Source organism: Roseivirga sp. UBA1976 (assembly GCF_002336325.1).
GTDB lineage: Bacteria > Bacteroidota > Bacteroidia > Cytophagales > Cyclobacteriaceae > Roseivirga > Roseivirga thermotolerans.
The window spans coordinates 1-21,457 of the sequence record NZ_DDDQ01000127.1; the positions used below are offsets into that span (position 1 = coordinate 1).

Below are 21,457 nucleotides of genomic sequence, written 5' to 3' on the forward strand. Positions count from 1 at the left end.
TGCTTTAAGGCCGTCTTCGGCCGATTCTACAAGCTTTGGCAAGTCGCGATAGGCATCGGGTCCCACCACTACATCTACTATTTTTTCTTCCTCAAGCAGTTTGTCTTTCAATCGTTCGGCCATGCAACCCAATACTCCAATGGTCATGTTGGGCTTGCTTTTCTTTACAGCATTGAAGTGATTGAGCCTGTTACGAACGGTTTGTTCGGCCTTCTCACGTATGGAACAGGTATTGAGAAAGACCACATCGGCATTCTCAAAGTCAGAAGTAGTATCATACCCATTCTCCTTCATAATGGAGGTAACGATTTCACTATCTGCAAAATTCATCTGACAGCCATAGCTCTCTATATAGAGCTTCTTTGCTTTGCCGGTATTCTCCTCTTTAGAGGTTTTTACCGTTTCCATGGCTTCCTGACTGTTTCTGTCGACTATATCAATGTCTTGAATGATATTGCTCATACCTTTCCCTGCTCAGTTTTGAGGCGCAAATATAATCCTTTTTGGTGGGAATTGTGACAGATTGGCAGGAAACTCTGAGGCTCATTTAAGTAGGGCGGGGTAGAGCTCCGCTTGGCCGACCACGTATTTCTACGCGGCAGCATAACGCGTATTTTGTATCCTGTGTGGGGTATTTATTCTCTCTAATTTCGCATAGAACAAATTAACCTTAACATGAAAAACAAATTATTTGGCGGCATTTCGTGGGTGTTCTTTACCTTGGTATGTCTTGCCTATTCATCTTGTGAAAAGAAAGTGGAGTTGCCAAAGTACACTTACTCGCTAAGCCTGGCTTTGAAACCTCAGCAAAATGCTCCGGCTTTGCAATCATTTGTGCATGGAGTAGATGGTGACAATTGGTTGCTTTTTGCCGGACGTACCAATCAGGACTTAGATGATGGAGGTCTTCACGATCTCAATGGCAATTACACTTCTACCTCATTTGTGCCTTGGTCTTTCAATGAAAACATTCTGGTTTATAATGTGGCCACCGATGAGCTTCAGGGAATGTCTTTCGATGATATGGTAGCAAAAATTCAAGGATACAAAGCCAAAACCGGCTTACTGGCGGCTTTAAAGGCAAACGAAACCATTTTCAGAAATTCTAACCCTTTGGTAACACAGCAAGGCGAATATGTATATGTGTTAGGAGGCTATGGCACGCCCATAAGCGATACGCAGAGCTCTGGTGCCTATGAAACCTTTAACCAATTGGCCCGGGTGCATGTGCCTTCTCTCATTAACCTGATAACCACCGATTCGCAAGAGGGCATTGACTGGAAGAACATATTTGCTTTTGGAGTGCCGGATACGCTGAGAAGTACCGGAGGAGAAATGCTAATGATTGGAGATTCGCTCTACGTAGCCGGAGGGCATAATTTTGGAAATAAGGCTTCTAATTTTCAGAAGTACCTGGACGGTGTTTTTCCTATGAAAATCACTAAAACGGACTCTTTCTCTTTAAAAGCAGCTTTGGGTGCTCCAATCTCCGACTTACCGGCAGCATCTATAAGCAAGAGTTTTGCAGACAATAAGTCCACTTTTCGCAGACGAGATGGCCCAATAGTACCTGCATTGTTTAAGAATGGCAATGAACTAAATGCCGGCCTCACTTTTTACGGTGGTGTTTTTAAACCGGATAGTGTAGTCATAAAAGATAAGGATACCACGAGCTATTTATTGGCCTGGAACGATGCCATTTATGTGCACCCGGGTATTAAAGCCAATAATGCCGATACTTCGAGTGCTTATTATACTGTAGATTCAAAGTACTATCAGGCCAATCTTAATGTGTATTCCTGTGTAGATATAGAACTATACGATCCAAACACCAATACTGTAATTACCTTCTTGGTAGGGGGAATTGGGAACGGTAGCTATCAAGGGCCGGAAACTCTCTCGGAGTTTACCAACTCTTTGCTAAGCATTAGTTACGATGTAAATGGTAATTCTAGTACAAAGACTCAACTGAGTACCAATATATTTGGGACCACCAATTTTTATGGAGCTGAGTCGGCCTTTTTCTTTAAGAATGGGATCAATATTCCTACTGTAGAAGCTCTGCAGGGCGAAACAGAAGTGATTAATGCCGGTGCCCTGGAGTTTTCGAATAATGAAATTGAATTAGGTTACCTTTTTGGTGGCATTGAAGCTTTTGAAGGTGGCCCCGGTACTTATGGTCCGGGTAAGTCTTCTGCTTCTAATAAAATATGGAAAGTGACACTTTCCAGATCCAATAATTAATAGGGGTGAAACGAAAAGAGGCCTTGCTACAAAACAATGTGGCGGCCTCTTTTTTTATTCTCCTTTCAGTATTCTGTGTAAGGCACTGGCTTTCAATAGGCATTCCTCATATTCGCTGGCCGAATCGGCATCATAAGTAATGGCACTACCTACCTGAAAAGAATAGACCCCACTTTGTGCATTAACAAACAGACTTCTGATAAGTACATTAAAATCAAAGTCTCCGTTGGGCTCAATATAGCCTGCTGCTCCTGAAAATGCACCCCTCTTAGTGTTTTCGTATTGCTCTATGAGTTGCATTACTTTAACCTTGGGAGCTCCCGTCATACTGCCCATGGGAAAGGCGTGCTTAATGGCATCTATGGAATCGACATCGGATCTCAGTTCAGCGACTACCGTACTAATCATTTGATGTACCTGCTCAAAAGAGTAGAGGCCAAAAAGTTCTTCGACCTTAACCGTACCCGGTTTGGAGGTTCTGGCCAAATCATTCCGCACCAGGTCTACAATCATCATGTTTTCAGCAATTTCTTTTTCACTTGTGCGCAGTTGTTCTTTCAGTAGTTGATCTTCGGTTGTATTGGCCGAACGCGGCCGGGTGCCTTTGATGGGTTGCGAAATTATCTTTGTGCCTTCTTTTTTGAGGAAACGCTCCGGAGAAGCACAAACTATAAACTGATGATTGAACTTTTGAAGGCAGGAAAAGGGCTTGGGCGATATGGTGTTTAGCCTAAGGTAAGTGTCAACCGGATTCCAGTTTTGAACCGTTCCGTGAAACTCCTGGCAGAAATTAATTTCATAACAATCGCCCTCTTCAATGTGCTGTCTCAGTCGGTCTACTGTGTCTATGTATTGCTCTCTGGTAATGGAAGCTTGTGGTGAAGTAAAAATGCTGGCCGAATCGATTTTGTCGGTTAGTGCAATTTCTTCAGTTAAAGAAGGCTGCTCTGAGACAATGCGCAATCCGTCATCTTCAAAAAAAATGAGGTGCTCCGGCTCAAAGAAGGCTAATGGTTCAAATGCCAGGCGGTCGGTATTGTGGCTTTGCAGGTCTTCGATCTCATTCTTTAAATCATAACCAATAAAACCAAAAAGCCATCGGCCGGGAGCCAAATGCCTGAGTTGCTCAAAGTAATTGTTTTTGGTTCCGAAAACCGACTTGCTACCCACAGCAAGTACATGCCTGAATCCGTCATGGGGATAGGCAATGCCATTGTTTTGGTGGTAAGAGAAATAAGCAAATTGGTTGGCCCAGCGCAGGCAATCTTCAGTCCATTGCTGCCGGTTTCTGTCTCTATATGGAATAAAGTAGGTCAAGCCAAAGTTTTGGCAAAAATGCGCAAAGCTGGGAGTATAAAAAAAGAGACACTCTTAAAAGTAAGCCTACTGTAAGTCTACTTGTCGTAGAAGAAGGCCTCTTCAAGAGTGTCTCCGGTCATGAATGTAGTAATACCTTATTCCATAGTATTGTTACCTGAACCGGCTTCTAGTTCAAAGCCCACGTTTACGGTATTGTAAATAAAATCGTCTTTTAGCTTTTCGGCCAGTGAAGCTCTTTCCTTAAACTTGAGACCCCATTCGGTGCGGTCAATGTTAAAGTTGGCAACGGCTTTTACAACACCATTTTCAATCTTTACTGAGGCCGGGAAAGAAATGTTTTTGGTAGTCCCTCTCATGGTAAGGTTTCCGGAAATGATATGCGTTGGGTTTTCAACCATAATCTCACTCAATGATGCCGGAGTATATTCTGTTTCGGGCTCATCAAGATCGGCCTGCAAAGCGTTGGCATCGTATGCTCTGGCTCCGGTAATCTCAAAGGTTGCCGTGGGGTGATTAGCAGCATCAAAAAAGTCGTCAGACATTAGGTGACCCTTCAACTTGGCATTCCACTCAGAGTCGGACGGCAAGTCCAATACCTCTAAAGAATTAATGTCTATGGTAAAAGAACCGCCAACAACTTCCTGACCTTTCAGCAAAACCTCACCTTCGGTAACAGCAATGGTGCCATTGTGTTTGCCGGCAGGCTTGCTGCCAATCCACGTAATCACACTTTTTTCGGTATTTACAGGTACCACGGTAGCATCAGTAGATGAAGCTACTTCCTTCGCTTCAGAGGTTTCTACCGTGTCGCTGCTTTTTGAGCCACAGGCTACAGTAAAAGCAGCCAAAATAGCTAGTGCAAGTGTTGATTTGAAAATCTTCATTTTAGTCTTTAATTATCAGTTTAACTTTGTTTCTGTTTTGCGATTATCATAACCGATAATCTCATGGTTTGTTTTGAATCTGATTGCAAAACTGATAAGAGTCTCTGAAAGTTCAATGTATATACATATAAATTTTTTATGGCACTAATAAAAGGAGTTAAAGGCAAGCGACCTGAAATAGATAATAGCTGTTGGATGGCGGATAATGCCACTGTGGTGGGTGATGTTAAAATGGCAGCCCATTGCAATGTTTGGTTCAATGCGGTGATCAGGGGAGACGTGTGCTCAGTAGAAATGGGAGAGAATTGCAATGTGCAGGATGGAGCCGTTATTCACGGAACTCTAAATCTTTCGAAGACTGTAATGGGTAAAAATGTGTCCATAGGTCACAATGCTATTGTACACGGATGCACCATTGAAGACAATGTGCTTATTGGTATGGGAGCCATTGTTATGGACAATGCCGTGATAAAGTCTGGAGCTATGGTAGCAGCCGGAGCAGTGGTATTGGCCAATACGGTGGTAGAAGCTAATTCTGTTTATGCGGGTACCCCGGCAAAAAAAGTGAAAGAGGTAGACGAGCGATTGAGAAAGGTAATAGAGAATACTCCTGAGAATTATAAAATGTATACCACCTGGATAGAAGACTAGGGCGGGTATCTTCGAAAATTCTTCTATCTTCAAACATGATTCGTAAACCCCAGGTGGGTGAGTATAATGAGTTTTATGCTACCTACATCAGTAAGATAGAAGGCGATAATATGATGAAGTTGCTCAGAGAGCAGCTTACGGGTTTTTCTTCATTCTTAAGTGCCATTTCCGAAGAAACTTCGGAGTACGCCTATGCTCCGGGAAAGTGGAGCATTAAAGGGGTGTTGGCGCATATCAATGATGTAGAACGAATTTTTGCATACAGGGCTCTATGTATAGCCAGAGGAGAAAAGACACCCTTGCCGGGTATGGATGAAAACGAGTATCAGGCCGCCAGCCCTTATAAGATTAGAACTTTTTCAAGCCTTACCGATGAGTTCGTAGCCATACGTACGGCCACGCTCTATTTGTTCGAAGATATGCCGGAGTCCGATACCCTGAAAGTAGGAACAGCCTCCGGTCATCCTGTTAGTGTAAGAGCACTGGCAGCCATGATTTACGGACATTGCGAGCATCATCGGGGCATCATCCAAAACAGATACCTCTAATGTTTATTGTCGATCCTCACAAAGAATATCAGAAACAAACCGAATCGAGAATGATTATTCGGTTTCAAGATTGCGATCCGCTTCGGCATCTCAACAACGCAAAGTATTTCGATTATTTTTTCAACGCCCGCGAAGATCAGGTACCTAAACTCTACGGAGTGGAAATAATGGATCTGATCAAATCATACGAAGCTTTTTGGGTGGTGTACAATCATCATATTGCCTACCTTAAGCCGGCCAATTTGGGCGAGTGGGTGCGTATAATCACGCGTCTTATCCATTTCGATGACAATACCATTGTAGTAGAATACCTGATGACAGACGATTACAAAAGTCATCTGAAAACACTCATGTGGACCACCTTTAAATACGTGGGAATGAATACAAGCCGCACAACGGTGCATTCCGATGAAGTAAAAGCCTATCTTAGGGCCATGCTTTATGGGCAAATCGATTATCATCCGGCACATTTCGATGACCGCGTGAAAAACATCAAGTCGGCCCTACAAAGTAATCTTTGATTTTCAAGAAAAAACATTTACATTATTTCTATAACTATTAATAAACAATTTAGATTTTATGCATTCCAATCAAGGTTTTGACCCTCAGGAAATTGAAGAGCTAAAGAAGGAAATGGCTGAACTGGGGCAATCCTATGTGGTGATCGATTCCGAAGACAATTCCGATGACTTCATGAACTTTTATTTTGTGGGTAAATACGAAGGCAAAGAAGTGATTTACGATGCCGTTATCTACACCCTCAAGCTTCAGCACAGCAGTGAAATATACGAGTTGGCAGAACACAAGGTGGCTCAAAAATTCCCGAACTATAAAAGCATAGTTTACGAAGAAGATGAGAATGGAGACATTGAGCCATTGAATGATGAAGAGGAGGAGATTGGCTTATACATGACCGAAGTAATGGACGAGCTGGAAGAAGACGAAGCTGTTAAAGTTCAGGAGCATGTAGATGTAGACCCAAACATTGACTATGGCATTGGCCTGGATGTGGGGCTACATGTAGATAAAATTACCCCTCAGGTAATAGAGAAATTCATCAAAGAATTTAATGATGATACGCTCAAGCTCGATCCGACTCACTACTCCTTTCAGTTCGATGATGAAGCCTAATGAATAATTAGCAAAAACGGCAGGAGAGTAGCTTCGTATTTTTCGCCAAAGATTGAAAATGAGAAAGCTTACTATTGTAATCATAGCATTGCTCTGTGTGACCTTGGGGTACGCGCAGAGCAATTTTAATGTAAAGGAACTCCGAAATAATTTACAGAAAGAACTGGATAGCCTGATCGCTCAACACGAAACACCCGGTGTTACTTATGCTGTGGTGTTGCCCAACAATGAGCTCATTTCGCTGGCAGCAGGCTGGGCCGATAGAGAAAATGGTGTTGCCATGACCCCCACCCACAAAATGCTTGGTGGCAGTACGGGTAAAGTATTCTATTCAGTGGTGGTAATGCAGCTGGTGAGCGAAGGTAAAATACAGCTCGATGTTCCCATTCAGCAGTACTTGGCCGGGTACGATTGGTTCAAACGCTTGCCCAATGCCCAAAATCTTACCATGAGAAGTTTGTTGAGGCATGAAAGTGGAATTCCCCGCTACGTGTTTAAGGAGCAGTTTCAGGCCGATGTGCTCAAAGATGCCGATAAGGTTTGGGAACCCAAAGAACTGCTGGCCTATGTGTTTGACGATGAGCCTTTATTTTCCGTTGGTGAAGGTTTTGCGTATTCCGATACCAATTACATCATTGCTGCCATGGTGGTAGAATCCGTTACCGGTAGAACCCTTTACCAGGAAACCATGGATCGAGTGGTGAAGAAGGCAGGGCTTAAATTTGTTGAACCGCAAGACAAGCGAACGTACAATGGACTGGCGCAAGGATACAACGAAGACGATCCCTTTTTTCCCGGCCTTGCCTTAGATGAACAAGGCCGAAGCCGATATAACTGGCAATTCGAATGGGCCGGAGGTGGCTTGGTAATTACCTCTCAAGACCTGGCCATTTTGGCAAAGCAGATATACGAAGGTAAAATGTTCAATCCGGACTTACTACCAGAGTATTTCAACGGAAGAGATGCTGCGGAATTGGGTGGTCAATGGGGCCTTGGTGTGCACATAAGAAACAGCCCCTATGGAAAGATTTATGGGCATAGTGGCTTTATGCCGGGCTATATAACCAACATATTCTACTTTGTGGAAGACGGTTTTGCCATTTGCTATCAAATTAATGGTTCGGCTGCCAAATACAGAAGTATTATGCGCGACTTACCACGATTAACAGCAATTGTTAAGGAAAGTATTCAGAACTAAAAACAACTGGGCGTACTTTTGATTTTTAAGTGATGTGTATGCTTAAAATTGCCTGGTCAGAAGTTTACGCCCATTCGTTGCCTCCCAACCATCGGTTTCCGATGGAAAAGTACAACCTGTTGCCCGAGCAGCTAATCTACGAAGGCACCATCAAAGAAGAGAATCTCTTTGCTCCTCAGCCTTTGGAGGAAGCCCAGGTACTTCGCACCCACGAAGCCGACTATTGGAAAAAGCTCAAAACCCTGAGCCTTTCCCGAAAAGAAGAGCGCAAAACGGGCTTTCCTCTCCCTGAGGCCTTGGTAAAAAGAGAAGTAACCATTATGAATGGTACGGTACAGGCGGCTCTTTTTGCCCTCCAACATGGGGTGGCCATGAATATTGCAGGTGGTACTCACCATGCCTTTACCAATAGGGGCGAAGGGTTCTGTCTGCTCAATGATATAGCCATTGCAGCCCATTACCTCTTAGACCAGCAACTGGCACGGCAGGTTTTAGTAGTAGATCTGGATGTACACCAAGGCAATGGCACAGCTCAGATTTTTAGAGAAGAACCTCGGGTTTTTACTTTCAGCATGCATGGAGAACGTAACTATCCGATGCATAAGGAGCAGTCAGACCTGGATGTTGATTTGCCCGATGGCACTGACGACAGCAGCTATTTAAGGCTGCTCGACAGGCACTTGAAAGAACTAATGGATAGGGTGCAGCCCAATTTTGTTTTCTTTCAATCGGGAGTAGATGTATTAGCTACCGATAAGCTCGGAAGGTTGGCCATGACTATCGAAGGCTGTAAACAGCGAGACCGTTTGGTACTAGAAACCTGCAAGCAACAGCGTGTACCACTTGTGGCCAGTATGGGAGGAGGGTATTCCGAACGCATTGCCCATATTGTCGAAGCTCATGCCAATACCTACAGGTTGGCTCAAGAGATTTTCTTTTAAGGTTTTGTTGAAGGCTATAGCCCGGTGTGATGGTATTTTTTCACCCTGTGCGGGGTATCGCTTAAATAATTCAATAGCCAATTCACACCAAATCATTTACTTTGCGTTAACAAAGTTTAAAGCAATCTGTCTTTTAACAATCCTTGCACAATAGCATATTGAACGTGCGAAACTCAACGAAATTCATGCGAAACCGCTGTTATTATATACTTCTGTTAGCTTTTCTCTCACTCCTGGCCAAAGCGCAAGAGCCCAATCATTTAAAAATCGACAGCCTCAACTCCTCTTACGATGAGCACAGCCCGGTGCTTAGCCCTGACGGGCAGACACTTTACTTTACCCGTGTGGGCCACGCGGCCAATATTGGTGGAGTGCTGGACCGAGGAGATATTTGGTTAAGTCGAAAGACAAAGTCGGGCTGGTCGCGCCCCGAACATGCCGGTAAAACCATTAATCATCCCGGTTTAAATGGAGTAGTGGGTTTTAGTGCTGATGGGCAGCGTATGTATTTACTTAATTATTTTGACCCGAATGGTAATGGCGGAGGCAATATGCGCAACGGCATAGCTGTTTCGCGGCTCGAAAATGGAGAATGGTCTACTCCCGAAAGGCTGAGAATTCGCTATTTCTCAAACGACTCACCGCATATAAGTGCCACCATCAACCCCGAAGAAACGGTGTTGATTATGGCCATTCGTTCTTATGAGTCCGAAGGAAACGAGGATTTGTATGTGTCTTTTAAGCAAGCCGATGGCGAGTGGAGCCAGCCGGAGAATTTAGGCAATACCATCAACACCTATGGAGAAGAGTGGTCGCCATTTTTAGCAGCCGATAATGAAACTCTATATTTTAGTTCCAATGCTCATGGTGGCTTTGGCGGTAGAGACATTTTTATGAGTAAGAGACTCAATGGTTCATGGAAAGATTGGTCTAAGCCCACCAATCTGGGAGGAGCCATTAATACAAAAGGCACAGAGCGAGACTATTTCATACCTGCCTCAGGTACAATGGCTTTTTTCTCCAGCACCCAAAATAGCGAAGGCTACGGAGATATTTTCAACTTTCCGTTGAGTCAGGAGGAAAAAGCCTTTCAGCAGATTGAGGCCGAGGTTGATGAACCTCAAGTTGAAACGGAGATTGTTCCGGAAAAAGAAAAGTCTATTGTGGTAATGACCTTTCAGGTATTAGACAAGCGCACCGAACAACCTGTAGATGCTCAGGTAAAGTTTACTTATGGCGATAAAGAGATAACTTTAAAAACGGCCGATATAGATTCGGAAAATAAACACTTTGTTCTCTCACTTGAGGAGGGTGCCAATGTGTATGTAGCTATCGAAGCGGAGGGCTTTCTCAAATACCAGGAAACATTTGTGGCCAATGCCAGTGTGCAGGGAGTAGGTAATGAGTTTGGTGGTTCTACAGTTGAAACCTTTTACCTAACGCCTGAAGAAGTGGGTACGAAAGTTAAAATAGAAAATGTACTGTTTAACCGGGCATCTTCTTCTTTTGCCAATCCTGAAGTTGCCATGAAGCAGCTGGATCAGATTGTACAAATGATGAAGTCTAACCCGGGAATGGCCATTCGGCTAGAAGGTCATACGGATAACAGAGGAGACGCCAAACTGCTCAAAGAACTCTCTGTGGAACGCGTTAAGCGAGTTCGTGATTACCTGATAGACAAAGGGATAGAGGCCGGCCGTGTAGAGTACGTAGGCTACGGAGGTGAACAACCGCTTACTGATAATGACAGTGCCACAGGTCGGGAAATTAACCGCAGGGTAGAGTTTGTAATTATTCGTTGAAGGCTTCGCCAAAAAACGGAAGCATCATTTTCTGAGGAATACGACAAGGTTTCATGGAGGCCTTCTTTAAGAGGCACCATTCGGAAGAAGATTGAACCAGGAGTGCATTGGTTTCTTCATTAAAAATGCGAACCTGACGTATAGATTTGGCGCCTTCAAAAGAGTGTACATGGGTTTTAACCAGAAGTCTATCTCCCAAAAAGGCCGGACGTTTGTATTCAATATGATGGCTCAAAGCCACCCACACATGGTCAGTCAACCACTGATTCAGGGCATTGTGCTCCCAGTGTGCTTTAGCTACATCTTGTACCCACTGCAGGTATTGCACATTGTTCACGTGTTCCATTTCGTCCAGGTGGCTACTCCTGACGACTATTCTAAGTTCAAATACCTGGGCTTTGAGCATGGCACAAGATAGAGAATTCGCTTTTGACTGAACAAAACTATCAGGGCTTGGTTTTCTTCATAAATCCATCTCAACTTGCAACAGGTATTTACGGATATTCCGACCAAAACATTGGTAGAGCAAAAGATAGTGGCCCTTTTGCATGAGGGCGATAAACAGTCTGTCCGGCTCATTTTTAAACACTATGGGGTGGTTCTGCTCAATGTAATTCAACGAGTAGTAGGGAATAGAGCCATGGCTGAAGAAGTGTTGCAGCAGGTGTTGCTGAAGGTTTGGCAAAATGCCCAATCGTACAATGCTCAAAAAGCAGGGCTATACTCTTGGTTGGTGGCTATTAGTAGAAATGCTGCCCTGGATCAGCGAAAGACCAAAGATTTTAAGTTAACCCAAGCCTCTCGCGATGCGCTGGAAGTAATGGCTTTAGAGAACAAGGCCGATGCTTCGAACAGTATAGATAAAATGGTTACCGAGCAGTTGTTAGAGCAACTGTCCGATCACTACCAAATATTGATAAAAATGTCGTTTTTTGAGGGATATTCGCATCAGGAGATTTCCGACACACTCAATATTCCTCTAGGTACGGTAAAGACAAGAATTAGAATGGCTTTAAAACAACTGAGAGCTATTATCTAAATGGATGTGCAAAAATACATAGCGTCTGGTGTGCTGGAAGCCTATTGGGCTGGTGAGTTGAACGAGCAAGAAATGCGCGAGGTAGAAGCTATGGCCAGTCAGCACCCCGAAGTGAAGCAAGAGCTGGAAGAATTGAGAGAAGCACTTAATGAATTTGCGGCAATGAAAGATGCGTTGCCCGATGAAGATGTACTCAATGAAGCCATGAAAGAGGTAGAAGAAAGTGAGCAAAACCGATTTTGGGAAGTTTTGTCTGAAGACGATCGCAGCTTTGTAAAAAGGGCTAAATTTTCTCTTTGGGCTGTAGCGGCCACTATACTTTTATTGATTAGCCTAGGCTTTAATTTTTACTTTTTTGGACAGTTTCAGCAAGCCAGAGAAGAACTGGCTCAAGCCAAAGTAGAAAGCCAACAGCTAGCACAACAAATATCCGATACCCGGGAAAACCTGGAGTATGCCCAATTGCGCATTGCTCACTTTCTAAATGAAGATAATATTCATGTGAGGATGGAGGGAGAGGATATTTCGCCCGAGTCTTATGCCAATGTATTCTGGAACAAGAAAACTAATGCCGTCTTCATTAGTGTAGATAATTTACCGGAACCACCACATGGTCATCAGTACCAGCTTTGGGCAATTAAGCCTGGTCAACCCCCTATAGATGCCGGAATCTTTGATCATAATCAACTTGTTCAGGAGTTAAAGGTAGTAAAAGGCAAGGTGCAGGCTTTTGCTGTTACGCTCGAAAAAGAGGGGGGTAGCCCGGTGGCTACTGTCGACAAAACCTACGTGAAAGGCTTTTTACAGGCCGGCTAAATCTTTTGGCTCCAATAATTTATCTGGTCTATTTCTACCTAACTAATTTTTTTAAATTATAAGTAGCTGTTTATTAGATATTTAAAATTTCTTGTTTAATTTTTTAGAAAAAATATTAAACACAAAAATCCATTGAGGTAAGTGAGGTCGTAACTGGGATAGAAAACAACAACAAATAACTATCCGAATTATGAAAACACAGAGATTAATGAAAGTAGTACTGGGTGCATTTTTGTTTCTTACCTGCATGACAGGCCAAACCCAAGCTCAAACCAAAGACATCGTAGATCTGGCCGCAGGCAACGAAAATCTTTCCACGTTGGTGGCTGCAGTAAAGGCTGCAGGTCTGGTTGAGACCCTGAAAGGGGATGGCCCTTTTACCGTATTTGCTCCAACCAACGAAGCCTTTGCAGCATTACCTGAAGGCACATTGGAAATGTTGCTGAAACCTGAAAACAAAGACAAACTGATAGCCATTCTCACCTACCATGTGGTAGCAGCAAAAGTGATGTCTACCGATTTGTCCAATGGTCAGAAGGCAAAAACGGTTCAGGGCGAACAAGTATCGGTTATGATTAATAATGGCCGAGTGATGATTAGCGGAGCACAGGTAGTAGTGGCCGATGTAAAAGCTTCCAACGGGGTAGTACACGTTATCAATAAAGTAATACTACCACCTAGTATGAAATAAAGACTCACGGGCTTAGTAGAGGCAGAGTTCGAAGCATTTGTCAACGGTATAGCCAAGATGAAAGCAAGTTGAGCGGCAGGTGCGTAAAGAACCTGCCTCTTTTTGTTTATGCCCTCAACCACTTTTAGGTTTTGAAGCTAAGGGAGCAATGCTTAACATTGGCATATGAAGGTAATCGAATGTCCGAGAGATGCCATGCAGGGAATAAATGAGTTTATTCCTACTCAGAAGAAAACTGACTACATCAATGAGTTGCTGAAGGTAGGGTTCGACACTATAGATTTTGGAAGCTTTGTTTCTCCTAAGGCCATTCCTCAGATGCGAGATACTGCCCAAGTGTTAGAAGGGCTTCACTTGTCAAGCACTACCTCTAAGTTGTTGGCCATTGTGGCCAACCTTAGAGGAGCCACCGATGCTGTCAGCTTTGAAGCCATAAGTTATCTGGGATTTCCGTTGTCAATTTCAGAAACCTTTCAGCAACGCAATACCAACAAAAGCATAGGGGAGGCCCTGACCCAATTGGCCGAAATTCAGAACCTGTGTGTTAAGCATAATAGAGTACTCGTTACCTATATATCAATGGGCTTTGGTAACCCATATAATGAGCCGTTCAATGAAGAAATTGTTTCGGCCTTTGTAGAGAAGCTTGCCAATCTTGATATTAGAATAATTAGTTTATCTGATACCATTGGAGTTGCTGAACCACAGGTAATTAAACGTATTTTTAAAAATAGTATAACCGCCTACCCAACTATAGAATTTGGAGCACATTTTCACTCCACTCCGCAAACGGCCAGGGAAAAAATAATAGCTGCATTAGAGTCCGGGTGTCAGCGCTTCGACTCGGCCATAAAGGGTTTTGGAGGTTGCCCTATGGCCAAAGATGAACTTACGGGAAACATCGCTACCGAGGTGTTGTTAGAGACACTCGGAGAAAGAGGAGTCGCTCCCGCCTTTAATCAAGAAGCTTTCGACCGCTCATTAATAAAAAGCCTGGAGGTATTTCCGTCATGAAGAAAGTAAGCCTTGTTATGATGATACTTGCCTGTAGTGCGAGTGTAGGTCTTGCCCAAAAGAGTCTGAATAGAAGCATGGGAGGTTTAAGCTACGGCAGCCCGGAGCAGGTAGGTATAAACGGAGAAGTGCTCAGTAGGGAAATTGAGCGAATAATTACTCAAGCCATAGACTCTATGGCATTTCCGGGAGCTCAGGTACTGTTGGCCAAAGGAGGCGTTATATTTTATCAGGGAACCTTCGGATATCATACCTATGACAGCTTACAGCCTGTGCAACCCACCGATCTGTACGATCTGGCTTCGGTTACTAAAGTTACGGCAGCAACTCTTGCGCTCATGAAACTCTACGATGACGGTTTATTTGATTTAGATAAAACGTTTAGCCATTACTTTCCAAAAATTGCTCGCGGAGATAAGAAAGACTTAACCATGCGCGAAATATTGGCCCATCAGGCAGGACTTAAGGCATGGATTCCTTACTGGTCAGAGTCGCAACGAAAGAATGGCAAGTGGCGCTGGAATACTGTTAAAACCGACTCTTCCAGGCGTTTTCCTCATCGGTTGGAGGGAACAGACCTATGGTTGCACAAGAATTTTAAAGAAAGGAAGATATATAAGGCCATTAGAAAATCAGAAGTAAGCGAAGAGAAGAAGTACCTGTATTCCGGATTGGTATTTTACCTTTTTCCTGACTTGGTGGAGAGGCTTACGGGAGAGCCATTTGATGAGTATCTGAGAAAACACTTCTATGAGCCTCTTGGAGCGGAAACACTCGGTTTTAATCCATTAAACCGGTTTCCTTCTGAACGCATTGTGCCTACCGAGAAGGATACTTTTTTCCGAAAAACACAACTGCATGGAGTAGTGCACGATGAGGGTGCGGCCATGATGTTGGGTGTATCGGGCAATGCAGGCTTGTTTAGTAATGCCCACGATTTGGCCAAGGTGTATCAAATGTTGCTGAATGGCGGAGAATACGAGGGGAAAACCTATTTAAGTACTGCAACAATAGAGGAATTTACAAGGGTACAATTTCCGGAAAACGGCAATCGAAGAGGACTAGGTTTTGACAAGCCCTTGTTAGAATACAACGAACGAATTAGTAGTGTGGCGAGAGGGGCTATGCCTTCCAGTTATGGGCATACGGGCTATACTGGTACACTGGTTTGGGCCGACCCTGACTACGACTTGCTCTTTATCTTTTTATCGAACCGAGTATTTCCAACCCGAAACAACAGTAAGATATACAACTTAAATGTGAGACCTTCTATTCACAACTTGGTGTACGAGCTGTTGCGAATAGGTGAAGGCACGTACAGCATTGGGCGACATTGGGATTGATCTAGATTATGTCTACTCAAAAATGTGTTGATTTGCCACGTTGTTATAGCATATTTAATCTTGAAGTTGGAGTAGCTTGATTTGAATGTCATTGTCCACTGTGTATACCTCAAGTTTGTTTTCTAAAGAAAGGTAGTGAAAGTCTCCAGTAAGCTTCTTTCGAATGAAAGAATCCTTTTCCAGGTTTAAAATTAAAAACTCAGTTTCAACTACCTTTCGATTTACTACTCGTTTAAAGGTAAATATAAAATCTCTTTGCTGAGAGATATTGAAGCTTTCCAGAGTTCCATATGGGGTTAGGTTTGGTATATCTATTGAGTTCTCTTTTAACCCATTCAGATTATAAATATCAATCTTAGATTTCTGATTATACACATAGACTCTGCCATTATCAAAACATTTAAAATGAGTTCGTTTTCCGTGACTACTCAGGTCTGTTTTCTTTACCAGAGGCTTTATTGAGCCATCTTTGATATTTAAGACAAAAAATAAATATTCAGACCCTTCGATTAATGTAAAACCGCGCTGTGCGATTAGTATTTCTGTATTATTTATTGTTTGAAACACCTCTAAACCTTTACTGACATTAATCGGATCTAATGGTGGTAGTGAAATAATCTTCTCTAATTCAGTTTGGTTTGGTTTAAATAATGCTGCTGGCCCTAGGTGTACAATGTAGGGTTGTTTAGAAACTTCTAAATAATCTATAGGGGCGCCATTAATAATGTATTTATCTGTCCCTCTATATTCTATTTCGTTAGTGATCAGTTCGTTTTGTAACCTGCCAAGTCTATCAAATACTGAGATGTTTACTTCTAAGGGGGAAATAATTACGTATTGATTATTAACCTTTTTAACATATATATCTTTTCTAGAGATTTGCTCTGATGATAAATTGATAGAATCTGTCTGACAAAAGCCTGTTAATACTTGGTACTTTATTACAACTAGGAGGACGATTAATCTAATCCAAAAAAAGGTTTTGTATTGCCGTGTTTTGTAACTCATGCAGCAGTGTATTTCTCTTAATTAATTTGTTCTTGCTTTCTCTCCTATAAATAACAGGCTCATTTATGATCAATTTGTAGACTTTAGTCGCTAAGTCACTTTTGTCTATGATTACTTGATTATAATTTTCAGACAAAAGAGCAGCTCGATTTATACTACTAGAGATCAATATGGTTTTTGTACTGTCATTGTCGTTCCTGTACAGTATGTCTCGGATAACATCATTGCAAGAATAGCAAGCATCTAAATTCAAAAGAATAATGAATTCGCTTTTTTCAATTTACTCAACACAATAGTAGCTTCTAAATATTTATAAATATCTTCTTCTTTCTGACTCACTGAATTACACCCAATTGTAATTGAAGTAAGAATGGCGATGTAATGCTTAATCTTCATTTTTAACTAAACTATAAATGGAATAGTCTAACCAGTTCTCAGAGAATTGATCATAATCTGGATGTAATCTCGGTATATATAATCCTTTACTGGTTACAAATGCTCCGTATGCAGTGTAGGTATCTTTATTTAAATCAGAAAAGCCTATTAGATCGAAGTTTGAATCAAGAACTAAAACTGATATTGGTTTCTCATAATAGGCTCGATAGTTAATGTGTTGATCGGGATTATAATTTAATGGTCTTTCTACAAATCGATAATAGACATCTCTATACTTGTCATAAAGAATATTAGGGTAAAGCGTAGTCTCAACTCCATCTTCTATTATTTCATCCCTATTTGGTTTTGATTCGAATGAAGCTGTTTGATCTTGCCTCTTTGGATATCTGGCAAGATGTTTACTCTTGTTTCCATTTTTAATGTTAACGGTTCTAATAGAATCTTCGCCATAAAAACCATAAACAAGTTCCTTGGAGTTTTCATTGAAAGTTCTGGTCAAAAGAATACTGATCATATTCCAAACTTTTCCATGTTTCCATTTTGGAAGTGGCATGTCTATCGATCTCTGACTAGAATCCTTGAGATCTAATAATATTTGATAGTTAATATCTGAATTAATGTTTTCCTTCTTGTAAAAATCAAAAATTGGATAGGTAGTAAGATAGATCTCGTTGTTCGCAAAAATTAATGGATTGTTCGATCCTGACTGAAAATTGGTAAAGCTTATTTGTGGTGGTAAGTTCGGTTCATTCACAACATTTTTGAAGCGCAAATTGCCTAAATAATAACCGTTGAAGTCCGTGAAAATTATTCTATTTAGATTCCCATCATCAAGGAGAATAAGTGTATCCTGAGAAATTGGAATCAAAGTCTTTAAGTTTCTTATACCAAGACTGTTGTCTGCTGAAATACTGATTTGATTGATGAGTTTTCCATTGTCTAAATTGTAAACGTTAAATCCATTGATTAGTCTGTTGGTCGCAATCAATCCATTTTCCACACTATCTAGACTAATAGGGTATACATCGAATAGTTCGAATGATGATTTCGAATCTATTTCCAATCTAATTGAGTCAATGAGCTTTAAGCTCAGTTCATTTAACCCGATTGTTTTATCTATATCATCATTGTTTTTATTATTTACACAGGAGCCCACTAAAAGTGTCATAAGTGATATTGATAAACAGATTATATAAATTCTTACCATACTCATAATCTATTAGAGTCTCTTATAAAAATCAAGGCTGTCTCATTTAAGAGACAACCTTTGGAAAGTTTAGACTTTTTTACTGTACTGAAATTATTCTGATACAATCTGTAAAGGCACCTGCACATCCACCGCCTGGAACCTCAGTTGAGTAGATAGAGCCGCCCCCGCTACCACAAATATTTGCTTGTGATCCGTCTGAGTAAGTGCACATACAACAATCAGTAGAAGGTGTGTAGGTACAGATTTCTTCATTACATGGTCCTTGTCCTTGCCCGAAGGACACCAAGCTAAACATTAGAAAAACAAAACGATCAGTGTTTTTTTGAGATTTTTCATCTGGAATTAGGTTTATTGCTAAAAGATGAATTTAAATTGAAAATAATTTAATTGAGATGCAAGTATTTAATGTTTTGCTTTTTTAAATAAGCATTGATTAATGCTTACATAGAAATAATATAATAAATACATTAAGTTTCATAGCATTTCTTTGTGCTATTGTTTCGAGTGTCATGCAAAATCTTCAGGCTATTACATAGGAAGGCTGATTCAGGAAGTAAATTTTATACGTCATGAATGGCATTGAAGAAACTATAATTGGATAGTGCCTGATTGGGATTGTATCAACTTAAGTCTGACTATTATTAGAGCATTCAAACCAATCGATATTCTTTTCCGGGGAGCGGTTTTACAAGGCCTTCGAATTCCAATTGCAACAGAATGGAAGCCAACTGATTTAGTTGAGTTTCACTTTGCCAGCTGAGTTCATCAATGTGCATTTGCTGGCCATTTCTCATAAGAATATCCAGTACCTTTTTTTGAGGCGGAGGCAAATGGTCAAAGCTTCTGACCTTAGGCTTGGAGTCTGTAGCCGATTCAAGGTCCCAGTTTAGACTCTCTTCTATGTCTTTAAAACTCGTATAAATGGAGGCTTTGAAGTTTCGTATCAGCAGGTTGCAACCCTCCGAATAGCTTTTGCCTAGTTCGCCAGGTACGGCAAATACCGGTTTGTCATAGCTATAGGCAATATTGGCCGAAATGAGAGCGCCTCCTTTGGCAGCAGCCTCAACCACTATCAGTGCATCGGAAAGGCCTGCAATAATACGGTTTCGGGCAGGGAACAACCGGGCATCGGCTTTAGTACCAACCGGATACTCACTAATGAGGCCTCCTCGGTCCAGCATTTTTTCGGCAATGTGGCGATGGGCGGTAGGGTATATGGTATCGAGGCCGCAAGCTAACACCCCAAAGGTAGCCAGGTTGTATTTCAGTGCTGCTTCATGGCTTTTTACATCGATTCCATAGGCCAACCCGGAAATTATTACAGATTCAGAGCTCTTCGCATTTTCGACAATTCGCTCGGTTTGAGCCAGCCCGTATTTGGTGGCTTTGCGAGTACCAACAATGCCGAGCATACGCGCAGTGTTGAGTTTAGGGTTTCCCTTGGTATAAAGCACTATTGGGGCATCGAGAATAGACTTTAACCGGCTCGGGTAAGAGTCTTCTTTGTAATAGTGGGTGTTAATGTTAAGCTTTTCCGAATGCTCTAAAATGCGGTCTGCTTTCTTTAGCCACTGCTCTTCACCGCTAATAAGGTCGGCAAGTTTTTGGCCCAAGCCGTTTACCTTGGTTAGGCGGCCTTTGGTAGCTTTAAAAATGTTTTGAGGGGTCTCAAAGTGGTTAATCAATTGCCGGGCCAGCACGGGGCCAATTCCTGGAATAAGAGAAAGCGCCACCTGATAGCGCTTGTCGTCACTCATGGAAGGTTGTTCTTCATTTCCATTAAAAACTCCCGAATACGTTTTAGTGAGGCAACCATCTCTGCTTTGTCGTCTATACTGTCTTTGCTGGCCTTTATGTGTTCATAGGCACCTTGAAGAGTATACCCTTTTTCTTTAACCAGATGGTAAACGAGCTTCAGCTTTTTGAGATCGTCTTGTGTGTATTTACGGTTTCCTTTGGCGTTTTTTTTGGGGCGGATAAAATCAAACTGTGTTTCCCAAAAACGAATTAAAGAGGTAGCCACCCCCAACTCTTTGGCCACTTCACCAATGGTGAAATACTTCTTCTCTATAGGCTTCTCTTTGTACGGCATATCAACTAGTTACGAAAATAACCAAAACAATTACTTTAAGAATAAGTCTGTCAAAGAATCTCTAAAAAAGCTTATTGGTTGGCATAAGAACCCAGCGATTGGTTTTCGATAGAAGCAAGTCTGAGAATCTCTTCGTATTGATTAGAATCCAGATCCATGTAAAAGTAGTTTACCGGATTTACGGCTCTGCCGTTAATGTGTACTTCGTAGTGTACGTGCGGGGCGGTAGACTTACCCGTGTTGCCCACATATCCAATGACCTGACCGCGTTTTACGGTTTCGCCATTGCGCACGTTGAACTTACTCATGTGTCCGTATACTGTCTCAAAACCAAAGCCATGATCTATTTTGATGTGCCAGCCCAATCCGCTAAAATCCCTTTTGGTCAATACCACTTTACCATCGGCTGTGGCGTAAATAGGGGTGCCCTGTTCGGCAGAAAAGTCTACTCCGTAGTGCATGCGTTTCACTTTCAGAACAGGGTCGGTACGCATACCAAAACCAGATGAAAATCTTCTCAGGTCATCGTTAGAAACCGGCTGAATAGCTGGCATGGCCGCATAATAAGCATCCTTATTTTTAGCCAGTTGCATTATTTCATCGTAAGATTTGGTTTGGATATACATTTTCTTCTTTACCCTGTCCAGCTTATCCAGTGTGCCAATCACCAGGTCTTTGTTCGATAAGTCACTTTCCAGCAAGTTTCTGTATTTTAAAACTCCACCCGAACCCGCTTCTCGCACGGTCTCAGGAATAGGTTCGGCCTCAAAAACCGTTCGGTATACCTGGTCATCTTTTTGTTGAAGCACCTTTAGCATTTGGTCCATACCTTCCAACTGCTCTTGAGTAAACTCATAGTAGAGCTTCAGTTCTTCATTTTCTTTTTTCAGTGCCAGCTCCTTAGGAGAGTCGAAATATTTGGAGAGAACTACGATAATGCCAATGGCTAAAACAATGGAGAGGGAAATAAAGCCCAAGGCGTTGATCACTACATCTCGTTTTTTTACCTTGATTCGCTCGTATTTGCAGGTCTCGGTATCGTAGTAATATTTTATTTTTGACATTAAGAATCCTTTTTGAAAATCTCCTAATTTTGTGCCCTTGCGCAGCTTTTTAGGCTTCAACAAAA

The 21,457-nt window shown here is 42.0% G+C and carries 22 protein-coding genes and 1 pseudogene; 13 read left to right on the top strand and 10 right to left on the bottom strand.

Translation table 11 applies throughout. The features are described 5' to 3' along the window. Nucleotides 1-462 (bottom strand): annotated as a pseudogene (locus B3763_RS12610) (tRNA (N6-isopentenyl adenosine(37)-C2)-methylthiotransferase MiaB); the annotation flags it as partial. A gap of 213 nt (nt 463-675) precedes the next feature. Between B3763_RS12610 and B3763_RS12615 the strand changes: the two are divergent. Beyond that, nucleotides 676-2,244 carry a hypothetical protein gene (locus B3763_RS12615; RefSeq protein ID WP_286746966.1) on the top strand — a complete coding sequence of 523 codons (1,569 nt, stop codon included), beginning with the start codon at nt 676-678 and terminating at the stop codon, nt 2,242-2,244. 54 nt (nt 2,245-2,298) lie between these two features. Here B3763_RS12615 and B3763_RS12620 read toward each other — a convergent pair whose 3' ends face one another. Together B3763_RS12620 and B3763_RS12625 are read right to left on the bottom strand one after the other, a co-directional pair. Further along, nucleotides 2,299-3,561 carry an anthranilate synthase component I family protein gene (locus B3763_RS12620; RefSeq protein ID WP_286746968.1) on the bottom strand — a complete coding sequence of 421 codons (1,263 nt, stop codon included), beginning with the start codon at nt 3,559-3,561 and terminating at the stop codon, nt 2,299-2,301. Nucleotides 3,562-3,698: 137 nt separating this feature from the next. Continuing rightward, entirely contained in the window at nt 3,699-4,448 is a 750-nt protein-coding gene (locus tag B3763_RS12625) for a YceI family protein (RefSeq protein ID WP_189629913.1), read from the bottom strand. Between the two features lie 138 nt (nt 4,449-4,586). Between B3763_RS12625 and B3763_RS12630 the strand changes: the two genes are divergently transcribed. The 7 genes from B3763_RS12630 to B3763_RS12660 all read left to right on the top strand — a co-directional run bounded on the left by B3763_RS12630 (nt 4,587) and on the right by B3763_RS12660 (nt 10,719). After that, a complete protein-coding gene (locus tag B3763_RS12630; RefSeq protein WP_189629914.1) occupies nt 4,587-5,099 on the top strand; it encodes a gamma carbonic anhydrase family protein in 513 nt (170 codons plus the stop codon). Between the two features lie 35 nt (nt 5,100-5,134). Further along, a complete protein-coding gene (locus B3763_RS12635) occupies nt 5,135-5,647 on the top strand; it encodes a DinB family protein (protein ID WP_189629915.1) in 513 nt (170 codons plus the stop codon). Then, nucleotides 5,647-6,168, top strand: a complete 522-nt coding sequence (locus tag B3763_RS12640) for an acyl-CoA thioesterase (RefSeq protein ID WP_189629916.1) — start codon at nt 5,647-5,649, stop codon at nt 6,166-6,168. Before B3763_RS12635 ends, B3763_RS12640 begins: the two co-directional genes overlap by 1 nt. 58 nt (nt 6,169-6,226) lie before the next feature. Then, nucleotides 6,227-6,778, top strand: coding sequence for a hypothetical protein (locus B3763_RS12645; RefSeq protein ID WP_189629917.1), 552 nt, complete (start codon nt 6,227-6,229; stop codon nt 6,776-6,778). A gap of 58 nt (nt 6,779-6,836) precedes the next feature. Continuing rightward, nucleotides 6,837-7,976, top strand: a complete 1,140-nt coding sequence (locus tag B3763_RS12650; protein WP_286746972.1) for a serine hydrolase domain-containing protein — start codon at nt 6,837-6,839, stop codon at nt 7,974-7,976. 38 nt (nt 7,977-8,014) lie between these two features. Next, complete coding sequence (locus tag B3763_RS12655) at nt 8,015-8,917, top strand: histone deacetylase family protein (RefSeq protein WP_286746973.1); 903 nt, start codon at nt 8,015-8,017, stop codon at nt 8,915-8,917. Between the two features lie 185 nt (nt 8,918-9,102). Continuing rightward, the gene (locus B3763_RS12660; protein WP_286746974.1) at nt 9,103-10,719 is read left to right on the top strand and encodes an OmpA family protein; all 1,617 of its coding nucleotides are present in this window, start codon (nt 9,103-9,105) and stop codon (nt 10,717-10,719) included. Here B3763_RS12660 and B3763_RS12665 read toward each other — a convergent pair. Continuing rightward, the gene (locus B3763_RS12665) at nt 10,709-11,125 is read right to left on the bottom strand and encodes an acyl-CoA thioesterase (protein WP_286746975.1); all 417 of its coding nucleotides are present in this window, start codon (nt 11,123-11,125) and stop codon (nt 10,709-10,711) included. The genes B3763_RS12660 and B3763_RS12665 overlap by 11 nt on opposite strands. 75 nt (nt 11,126-11,200) lie before the next feature. Here B3763_RS12665 and B3763_RS12670 point away from each other — a divergent pair, with 75 nt between their 5' ends. From B3763_RS12670 to B3763_RS12690, 5 genes are all read left to right on the top strand, one after another. Then, entirely contained in the window at nt 11,201-11,758 is a 558-nt protein-coding gene (locus tag B3763_RS12670; protein WP_286746976.1) for an RNA polymerase sigma factor, read from the top strand. Between the two features lie 6 nt (nt 11,759-11,764). Continuing rightward, the gene (locus B3763_RS12675) at nt 11,765-12,574 is read left to right on the top strand and encodes an anti-sigma factor (RefSeq protein WP_189629923.1); all 810 of its coding nucleotides are present in this window, start codon (nt 11,765-11,767) and stop codon (nt 12,572-12,574) included. A 208-nt stretch (nt 12,575-12,782) separates the two neighbouring features. After that, complete coding sequence (locus tag B3763_RS12680; RefSeq protein WP_414707135.1) at nt 12,783-13,265, top strand: fasciclin domain-containing protein; 483 nt, start codon at nt 12,783-12,785, stop codon at nt 13,263-13,265. A 165-nt stretch (nt 13,266-13,430) separates the two neighbouring features. Next, nucleotides 13,431-14,279: a hydroxymethylglutaryl-CoA lyase gene (locus B3763_RS12685; protein WP_189629925.1), complete on the top strand. Its 849-nt coding sequence runs from the start codon at nt 13,431-13,433 to the stop codon at nt 14,277-14,279. Next, nucleotides 14,276-15,622: a serine hydrolase domain-containing protein gene (locus B3763_RS12690; RefSeq protein WP_286746979.1), complete on the top strand. Its 1,347-nt coding sequence runs from the start codon at nt 14,276-14,278 to the stop codon at nt 15,620-15,622. Before B3763_RS12685 ends, B3763_RS12690 begins: the two co-directional genes overlap by 4 nt. 54 nt (nt 15,623-15,676) lie before the next feature. Here B3763_RS12690 and B3763_RS12695 read toward each other — a convergent pair whose 3' ends face one another. The 6 genes from B3763_RS12695 to B3763_RS12720 form a co-directional block, all read right to left on the bottom strand. Next, nucleotides 15,677-16,630 carry a hypothetical protein gene (locus B3763_RS12695; RefSeq protein WP_286746981.1) on the bottom strand — a complete coding sequence of 318 codons (954 nt, stop codon included), beginning with the start codon at nt 16,628-16,630 and terminating at the stop codon, nt 15,677-15,679. A 385-nt stretch (nt 16,631-17,015) separates the two neighbouring features. Then, nucleotides 17,016-18,194, bottom strand: a complete 1,179-nt coding sequence (locus B3763_RS12700) for a DUF4221 family protein (RefSeq protein WP_286746983.1) — start codon at nt 18,192-18,194, stop codon at nt 17,016-17,018. Nucleotides 18,195-18,326: 132 nt separating this feature from the next. Next, nucleotides 18,327-18,488, bottom strand: coding sequence for a hypothetical protein (locus tag B3763_RS12705; RefSeq protein WP_286746985.1), 162 nt, complete (start codon nt 18,486-18,488; stop codon nt 18,327-18,329). Nucleotides 18,489-18,886: 398 nt separating this feature from the next. Further along, a complete protein-coding gene (gene dprA, locus B3763_RS12710; RefSeq protein ID WP_286746986.1) occupies nt 18,887-19,993 on the bottom strand; it encodes a DNA-processing protein DprA in 1,107 nt (368 codons plus the stop codon). Then, entirely contained in the window at nt 19,990-20,328 is a 339-nt protein-coding gene (locus B3763_RS12715) for a MerR family transcriptional regulator (protein WP_189629929.1), read from the bottom strand. The genes dprA and B3763_RS12715 overlap by 4 nt, the downstream gene beginning before the upstream one ends. A gap of 71 nt (nt 20,329-20,399) precedes the next feature. Continuing rightward, nucleotides 20,400-21,392: a M23 family metallopeptidase gene (locus B3763_RS12720; protein ID WP_189629930.1), complete on the bottom strand. Its 993-nt coding sequence runs from the start codon at nt 21,390-21,392 to the stop codon at nt 20,400-20,402. Between the last annotated feature and the right edge of the window lie 65 nt (nt 21,393-21,457).

Coding starts and splice junctions, on each gene's coding strand:
- B3763_RS12655 (WP_286746973.1), top strand. CDS start 8,015: ATGCTTAAAATTGCCTGGTCAGAAGTTTACGCCCATTCGTTGCCTCCC.
- B3763_RS12715 (WP_189629929.1), bottom strand. CDS start 20,328: ATGCCGTACAAAGAGAAGCCTATAGAGAAGAAGTATTTCACCATTGGT.
- B3763_RS12640 (WP_189629916.1), top strand. CDS start 5,647: ATGTTTATTGTCGATCCTCACAAAGAATATCAGAAACAAACCGAATCG.
- B3763_RS12690 (WP_286746979.1), top strand. CDS start 14,276: ATGAAGAAAGTAAGCCTTGTTATGATGATACTTGCCTGTAGTGCGAGT.
- B3763_RS12625 (WP_189629913.1), bottom strand. CDS start 4,448: ATGAAGATTTTCAAATCAACACTTGCACTAGCTATTTTGGCTGCTTTT.
- B3763_RS12660 (WP_286746974.1), top strand. CDS start 9,103: ATGCGAAACCGCTGTTATTATATACTTCTGTTAGCTTTTCTCTCACTC.
- B3763_RS12685 (WP_189629925.1), top strand. CDS start 13,431: ATGAAGGTAATCGAATGTCCGAGAGATGCCATGCAGGGAATAAATGAG.
- B3763_RS12645 (WP_189629917.1), top strand. CDS start 6,227: ATGCATTCCAATCAAGGTTTTGACCCTCAGGAAATTGAAGAGCTAAAG.
- B3763_RS12695 (WP_286746981.1), bottom strand. CDS start 16,630: ATGAGTTACAAAACACGGCAATACAAAACCTTTTTTTGGATTAGATTA.
- B3763_RS12705 (WP_286746985.1), bottom strand. CDS start 18,488: ATGAAGAAATCTGTACCTACACACCTTCTACTGATTGTTGTATGTGCA.
- B3763_RS12665 (WP_286746975.1), bottom strand. CDS start 11,125: ATGCTCAAAGCCCAGGTATTTGAACTTAGAATAGTCGTCAGGAGTAGC.
- B3763_RS12650 (WP_286746972.1), top strand. CDS start 6,837: ATGAGAAAGCTTACTATTGTAATCATAGCATTGCTCTGTGTGACCTTG.
- dprA (WP_286746986.1), bottom strand. CDS start 19,993: ATGAGTGACGACAAGCGCTATCAGGTGGCGCTTTCTCTTATTCCAGGA.
- B3763_RS12630 (WP_189629914.1), top strand. CDS start 4,587: ATGGCACTAATAAAAGGAGTTAAAGGCAAGCGACCTGAAATAGATAAT.
- B3763_RS12635 (WP_189629915.1), top strand. CDS start 5,135: ATGATTCGTAAACCCCAGGTGGGTGAGTATAATGAGTTTTATGCTACC.
- B3763_RS12700 (WP_286746983.1), bottom strand. CDS start 18,194: ATGACACTTTTAGTGGGCTCCTGTGTAAATAATAAAAACAATGATGAT.
- B3763_RS12720 (WP_189629930.1), bottom strand. CDS start 21,392: ATGTCAAAAATAAAATATTACTACGATACCGAGACCTGCAAATACGAG.
- B3763_RS12680 (WP_414707135.1), top strand. CDS start 12,783: ATGAAAGTAGTACTGGGTGCATTTTTGTTTCTTACCTGCATGACAGGC.
- B3763_RS12615 (WP_286746966.1), top strand. CDS start 676: ATGAAAAACAAATTATTTGGCGGCATTTCGTGGGTGTTCTTTACCTTG.